The sequence below is a fragment of the Flavobacterium sp. genome, from assembly GCF_046153165.1.
GTDB lineage: Bacteria > Bacteroidota > Bacteroidia > Flavobacteriales > Flavobacteriaceae > Flavobacterium.
In genome coordinates, this window is record NZ_JBJXEN010000073.1 from 1 (window position 1) to 7018 (window position 7018).

Here is a 7018-nt window from a genome sequence, read left to right on the forward strand (position 1 = left end):
AGCATATTGATGACTTCAAATCCGTGAGCGACCTGCATTGCTGGTGCATTTTCGTAATTATCGACAGCGATTATAGTTTGACCAATGCGTTGTGCGGCAATAGCAAATTCTTTTCCTAATTCGCCTGAACCGAGTAATAATATTTTAGACATTTGTAATATTTTAAAATAAAAAAAGCCTCAAGTTTCCTTGAGGCAATATATTAAGCTAACACTTCTTTTATTCTTCGAATAGCTTCGGTAAGTAATTCTTCGCTGGTTGCATACGAAATCCTGATGCAGTTTGGGTTGCCAAAAAGCATCTCCAGTTACGGTTGCTACATTGGCCTCGCCTAATAAATACATAGAGAAATCGTCTGCATTGTTTATGGTAGTTCCTCGAAGTGTTTTTCCGAAGTAAGAAGAAACATCTGGAAATACATAAAATGCACCTTCGGGAGTATTTAGTTTTAATCCAGGAATTTGTTTAATTAATCCTACCACTAAGTCACGACGACCTTTGAAAGCTGAAACCATTCCGTTTAAAACACTTGGATCGGCATCGACTGCTGCAATTGTTGCTCTTTGCGCTATCGAATTGGCTCCACTAGTTACTTGTCCTTGCATTTTTGTACACGCTTTTGCTATAAATTCTGGAGCGCCAATATATCCGATTCTCCAACCTGTCATAGCAAATGCTTTGGCAACTCCATTTACAGTAATGGTTCTATCGAACATTCCTGGGATTGATGCTACACTACAAAATGTGCCTGAAAAATTAATATGTTCGTATATTTCGTCTGAAACGATAAAGATGTTTGGATATTTTTCTAAAACTTTGGCTAAAGCCGTTAGTTCTTCACGATTATATACTGATCCACTTGGGTTGCAAGGTGAACTGTACCAAATCATTTTAGTTTTTGGTGTGATGGCTGCTTCTAATTGAGCTGGTGTGATTTTGAAATCACTTTCTACAGACGTTGGAACTTCGACTGGAATTCCGCCAGACATTTTGATTATTTCGTAATAAGAAACCCAATAAGGTGCAGGAAGAATTACTTCGTCACCTTCATTTAGCATTACTTGTGCGATATTGTATAATGATTGTTTTGCTCCTGTAGAAACTACAATATTAGATGGTTTGTAATCTAAATTATTATCTCTTTTAAATTTCCGACAAATGGCTTCTCTAAGTTCTGCATATCCTTCTACAGGTGTGTAAGTGCTGTAGTTTTCGTCAATAGCTTTTTTTGCTGCTTCTTTAATAAAATCAGGCGTGTTAAAATCAGGTTCACCTAAACTTAAGCTAATGATGTCTTTTCCTTGAGATTTTAATTCTCTAGCTAATGCTGCCATAGCTAAAGTTTGAGAAGTTGTTAAATTGTTTATTCTATCCGAAAGAAGATTTTCCATGAATTGTTGTTTGTTTTTTTAGTCTGACAAATATAGATTAAAAAAGAAAGACGCGCAATTGCACGTCTTAAGTTTTAGATTTTTTATGCTGTAAGCAAAGGTTTTTGTCCTAAGTCTTTCAGATGTTTGAAATGAGCAATAACTGCACTTGTCATCGTTTTGTACTCATGATATGGCAAGTCGCATTCTTTTGCAGTTTGTTTTACTATATCTGCAATTTTCCCGTAGTGAATATGACTAATGTTCGGAAAAAGATGGTGTTCTACTTGGTGATTTAGTCCTCCAGTATACCAGTTGACAATTCGATTTTTTGGTGCAAAATTTACGGTTGTAAATAATTGGTGTATTGCCCAAGTATTATCCATTTCACCTTCTTCATTAGGATTAGGATTCGTCGTGTCGTCTATAATATGTGCTAACTGAAATACAATACTAAGAATTAATCCAGCTGTGTAATGCATTACGAAAAAACCAACTAATACTTTCCACCAAATTACTCCAACAATCATTGGAATTACAATCCAAACTGAGAAATAAATTATTTTAGTGATTACTAAAGTTGTCCATAAAGTTTTTGCACTTTTTGGCTCTCCATAGGATAATTTTCTTTTTAAATACCCTTTCATCTGTTTAAAATCGGTAGTTAGACACCAGTTGAAAGTTAATAGTCCATATAAGAAGACAGAGTAATAATGTTGAAATTTATGGAATCTCTCCCATTTAGCATCTTTAGTAAAACGAATAACACGTCCTGCATCAAGATCTTCATCATAACCAGGAATATTAGTGTAAGTGTGATGTAAAACATTATGTTGTACTTGCCAGTTGTAAACATTTCCTGCGAGGATATAGATACTTCCTCCCATAAATTTGTTTATCCAATTTTTATTAGAGTAGGAGCCATGATTTCCATCATGCATAACATTCATTCCAATTCCAGCCATTCCAATTCCAATAAGAATTGAAAGGATAAAAAATAATCCAAAATGAATATTTGGTAATGTGATTATAATAAAATAAGGAGCTAAAAATACCGAAAACAAAATAAATGTTTTAAGATATAGCTTCCAGTTTCCAGTTTTTTGAATGTTTTTTTCTTTGAAGTAATTGTTAACTCTAGAATTTAATGTTCTAAAAAACTTTAAGTTATCTTGCTTTGCAAAAGTTGGGGCATTATTATCCATATAATTTTAAATATTTAACAAAGGTAATTATTATTATTTTTTTGATAGTTAAAATTGAGATAAATATTTTGATAGTAAAGTATTACTTTTGTTAAAAAAATAAATATGGAAGAAATTTTGAAGTATTTTCCTGATTTGACCGAAAATCAGATTTTACAATTTCAAAAATTAGAAAATTTGTATCATGATTGGAATGCTAAAATTAATGTGATTTCTCGAAAAGATATAGATGAGCTTTACACGAAACATATTTTGCATTCTTTAGCTATTGCTAAAATTCAAAAATTTGAACCAGGAACTTATATTCTTGATGTTGGAACAGGTGGAGGATTTCCAGGAATTCCGTTAGCAATTTTATTTCCAGAGACTCGTTTCTATTTAATAGATGTTATTCTAAAGAAGATTAAAGTCGTTCAGGCTGTGACTGAAGATTTAGGTCTTAAAAATGTAAAAGCAGAACAAATTCGTGCTGAAAATGTAAAAGGAGATTTCGATTTTATTGTAAGTCGTGCTGTGACAAATATGCCAGATTTTGTTTCTTGGATTAAGGATAAAATAAAAAAGACCAACAAACACGAACTAAAAAATGGAATTCTTTATCTTAAAGGTGGAGATTTAACCGAAGAATTAAAAGATTTTCCAAAAGCTACAGAATATAATATTTCAGACTTTTTTGAAAATGAATTTTTCGAAACTAAAAAAGTAGTTCATGTGCCTTTGAAGTTTAAGATTTAAATCATTAGTCTTCTAATAAAAAAACTCACAATGAATATTGAAATTCTTGTGAGTTTTTATTTTTGTAAAAATATATCTTATCCTAAAAACGGATAGCCATAATGTTCTGGTGTAACGAAAGTTTCTTTGATTGTTCTTGGAGAAACCCAACGTAGTAAGTTTTGTGCAGAACCTGCTTTGTCATTTGTTCCTGAAGCACGAGCACCACCAAATGGTTGCATTCCTACTACAGCTCCAGTTGGTTTATCATTAATGTAGAAGTTTCCTGCAGCATTCTGCAAAGCCACTGTAGCTTCTTCAATTGCGTAACGATCTTGACTTAAAACGGCACCAGTCAAAGCATATTCTGAAGTAGCATCAACTAGTTTTAATGTTTCTGACCAGTTTTTATCCTCATAAACATAAATCGTAATTACTGGACCAAAAAGCTCTGTTTCCATAGTCACATATTTAGGATTTGTAGTAACAATAACTGTTGGTTCTATAAAGTAACCTTTTGATTTATCATAATTTCCACCTACAATAATTTCAGCCTCAGCATCTTTTTTAGCTTGATCGATAAAACCTGCTAATTTATCAAACGAACCCTCGTGAATAACGGCTGTAATAAAGTTACCGAAATCTTCTGGCGAACCCATTTTCATCGATTTTACATCGGCAATTAATTGCTCTTTTACTGCTGGCCAAATACTTTGTGGAATATAAGCTCTTGAAGCTGCTGAACATTTTTGCCCTTGAAATTCGAAAGCGCCACGAGTAATGGCTGTAACAACTTGTTTTACGTTAGCTGATGGATGTGCAACAATAAAATCTTTTCCGCCAGTTTCACCAACAATTCTTGGGTATGTTTTATAGTTGTGAATATTTGTTCCAATTTTTTTCCAGATTTCTTTGAAAATAAAAGTAGAACCAGTGTAGTGAATTCCTGCAAAATCTGGTGAAGCCAAAACAGTATCGGTAATCATAACTGGATCACCAAAAACAACATTAATGACGCCATCTGGAACTCCAGCTTCTTTGAATACATCGATAATAATTTTTGCTGAAAAAACTTGGCTGTCACTTGGTTTCCAAACCACAACATTTCCCATTAAAGCAGCACTTGCGGGTAAATTTGCTGCAATAGCTGTAAAGTTGAAAGGTGTAACGGCATATACAAAACCTTCTAAAGGGCGATATTCTACACGATTCCACATGTCAGAATTTGAAGCTGGCTGATCTTGGTAAATTTGTGTCATAAACTCTACGTTGAAACGTAAAAAGTCTATTAATTCGCAAGAAGCATCAATTTCTGCTTGGTGAATTGTTTTAGATTGTGCAATCATTGTTGCAGCATTTATTCTTGCTCTGTATGGTCCAGCAATTAGCTCGGCTGCTTTTAGAAAAATAGCTGCACGTTGTTCCCAAGCCATGCTAGCCCATTTTGTTCTGCTTTCTAAAGCATTGGCAATGGCTTTTTCTACATGAGATTTTTCGGCTAAATGATATGTTCCTACGATGTGTTTATGATCATGTGGCGCCGACATATTTTTTGTATTTCCTGTGTAAATTTCTTCTGAACCAATATATAAAGGTACATCGATAGTTTCGTTCCACATTTTTGTGTAGGCCGCCTGAACTGCTGCTTTTTCGGGTGAGTTTGGAGCGTATGATTTTACGGGTTCGTTTACCGCTTTTGGTATATTGAAAAATCCTTTTAACATGAGGTTTAATTTTAAGATTGAATGATTAAAAATCTACACAAAAGTACAAAGGAATATTTGATAATAGAAATTTTTAAATCATATATAAATATATCTTGATAGCATTTTCGATTTTTAGCCCAGATGGAAATGGAAAAATTTTTGAAGTCTTGTTGCATTTTTTCTTGTAAAAAAAGAGCGACAATAGGAGCTCCTTTTTTTGCTTAGAAAAAGCAAACAAGAAGAAAAAATTTGTAATGTACAGCTGGAATTGCTTCTAATTTAATGCAAATGGCGCATTTAGTCTAAAGGCAGGAACAATTACTTTGAATGATTTTGTGGTGGTAAAATTAATCATTTCGAAATGCCCTTTCATAGTGCCAAAAGGTGCACAAAGTAAACAACCTGAGCTATAAGTGTGGGTTTCACCTGGTTTTAAAACGGGTTTTTTGCCTATTACGCCTTCTCCATCTACTGTTTCTAGATAGTTTAAGGCATCATATATTTCCCAGTGTCTAGTTGTGAGTTGTACGGAGTCTTTACTGTGATTTTCTATGGTAATATGGTAGCTGAATGCAAAATGCATTTTATTGTTTTTGAAGTAAGTTCCTTCAAAAGCCGTTAAGACAGAAATCTTGATACCTCTTGTGATTTGGATTACCATAACTGTTTATCTACTTCTACAAAGTTATAAATTTTATAAAAGCAAATGTATTATTGAGATGTTAATTTTTTAGTTGGTAATATTAACAGAATTTGCGCTGCCTTTACCAATAACTCGATCATATAAATCCCCGTTTTGGCGATAATAAACAATGGCTGTGTATTGATTTTCGGTTTCGTAAAAATTCCCATCAATGGCGTCTTTATCGGAAATGTTGTTTTGAGAATCTAGAACAGTGTAATTGTAATTTGTAAATCCTTGTTTGATTAAAATTGCTTTTTCAAAAACACCTTTATCGGCATTGTAATCCATTTTGTTTTCGGCAGAAAGGATATTGTTGTTAAACATTCCTGTTACATAAATGTTTGTGCTTGCATTTGCATCTGCCGCAAAAAGGGTGAAATAAACCCATGAGTAATCGGCTTCTACCTCATTATTTTGTGCGGTTAAATTTCGGACTTTAAAATTTCCGTTTATATCGGGATAAAAAGTGTATGATTTGTATTTTCGAGAGCTGTCTGTATATAAATGAGAATTGTATAAACCACTATTCGAATCGACTCTAGCTATTGTGTTTGTAGCTACGCGAATTTCTTTATTGTCAAAATATAAATATTCATTTCCTGCGAAAAATTGAGTTTCCTTATCATATTTGAAAATTAAATCATTACCAATAGTATATTGTGGTTTTACGTTAACAATGGCGTTGTCCCACTTTCCGTTTTGTAATAAAATAACTTTTACGTTTTGAACTGGATTTTGAAATAGAATTTGATTTGATTTGATACTGAAATCAAGATTGTGTTTATACTTATTATCGGCAACATTTCTCGCTCTTTTTACTTGCATAGGCACATCGACAATATCTTCGTAAATAATAAATTTTTTAGTAAACACAAGTTCTTTGTTACTGTTAAAAATAGAAACTAAATAATTGCCGCTTTTTGTTATTTGAGTGTAGTTATTTGGGAAATTTAACCTGTAATGAGAATAAATTTGTAGTGTGTTGAACGAATTTTCGTAATCTTGAATTCTTTGGTTATCCGTACCGTTTATATATTCGTTTTTAGTCAATAAAGTTGGTGTCCAGTTGTAATTGTATTGTGCGATAGTGTAATAATAATCTTCTTCGGTGCCAAATAAATCATCGAAACTAAGTTGAAATTGTTCACCTAATCTAAAAACTGGAATCACATTATTTGTGCTTTGTGTGAAAGTAACTGTTTTTATATTAAATGGTGGATATGTTTCGGAAATTGTTTGACCAATAACTGAATTCACAAAAAAGATTGTTATAAAAAAGAAAAATACTCTTTTTACCATGATTTTAATTTCAACTGGAGTAAATATATGATTTTAGAA

At 32.7% G+C, this 7018-nt stretch carries 5 protein-coding genes and 2 pseudogenes; 1 reads left to right on the plus strand and 6 read right to left on the minus strand.

The genetic code is table 11. The annotated features are described in order from the left end of the window. The 3 genes and pseudogenes from purT to ACKVOV_RS08425 all read right to left on the minus strand — a co-directional run. Window positions 1–152, minus strand: a pseudogene (purT, locus tag ACKVOV_RS08415) (phosphoribosylglycinamide formyltransferase 2); the annotation flags it as partial. A gap of 50 nt (window positions 153–202) precedes the next feature. Then, window positions 203–1391, minus strand: a pseudogene (locus ACKVOV_RS08420) (pyridoxal phosphate-dependent aminotransferase). Window positions 1392–1474: 83 nt separating this feature from the next. Continuing rightward, window positions 1475–2575, minus strand: a complete 1101-nt coding sequence (locus tag ACKVOV_RS08425) for a fatty acid desaturase family protein (protein ID WP_409206316.1) — start codon at window positions 2573–2575, stop codon at window positions 1475–1477. 105 nt (window positions 2576–2680) lie between these two features. Here ACKVOV_RS08425 and rsmG point away from each other — a divergent pair, with 105 nt between their 5' ends. Then, the gene (rsmG, locus tag ACKVOV_RS08430) at window positions 2681–3310 is read left to right on the plus strand and encodes a 16S rRNA (guanine(527)-N(7))-methyltransferase RsmG (protein ID WP_409206317.1); all 630 of its coding nucleotides are present in this window, start codon (window positions 2681–2683) and stop codon (window positions 3308–3310) included. Window positions 3311–3387: 77 nt separating this feature from the next. Here the strand turns inward: rsmG and pruA are convergent, their stop codons facing one another. From pruA to ACKVOV_RS08445, 3 genes are all read right to left on the minus strand, one after another. Next, window positions 3388–5013 (minus strand): L-glutamate gamma-semialdehyde dehydrogenase, encoded by a 1626-nt coding sequence (pruA, locus tag ACKVOV_RS08435; RefSeq protein WP_409206318.1) that lies wholly within the window; start codon window positions 5011–5013, stop codon window positions 3388–3390. Window positions 5014–5269: 256 nt separating this feature from the next. Next, window positions 5270–5656: a Co2+/Mg2+ efflux protein ApaG gene (apaG, locus tag ACKVOV_RS08440; RefSeq protein ID WP_409206319.1), complete on the minus strand. Its 387-nt coding sequence runs from the start codon at window positions 5654–5656 to the stop codon at window positions 5270–5272. A gap of 69 nt (window positions 5657–5725) precedes the next feature. After that, window positions 5726–6979: a DUF5103 domain-containing protein gene (locus tag ACKVOV_RS08445; RefSeq protein ID WP_409206320.1), complete on the minus strand. Its 1254-nt coding sequence runs from the start codon at window positions 6977–6979 to the stop codon at window positions 5726–5728. Window positions 6980–7018: the final 39 nt, after the last annotated feature.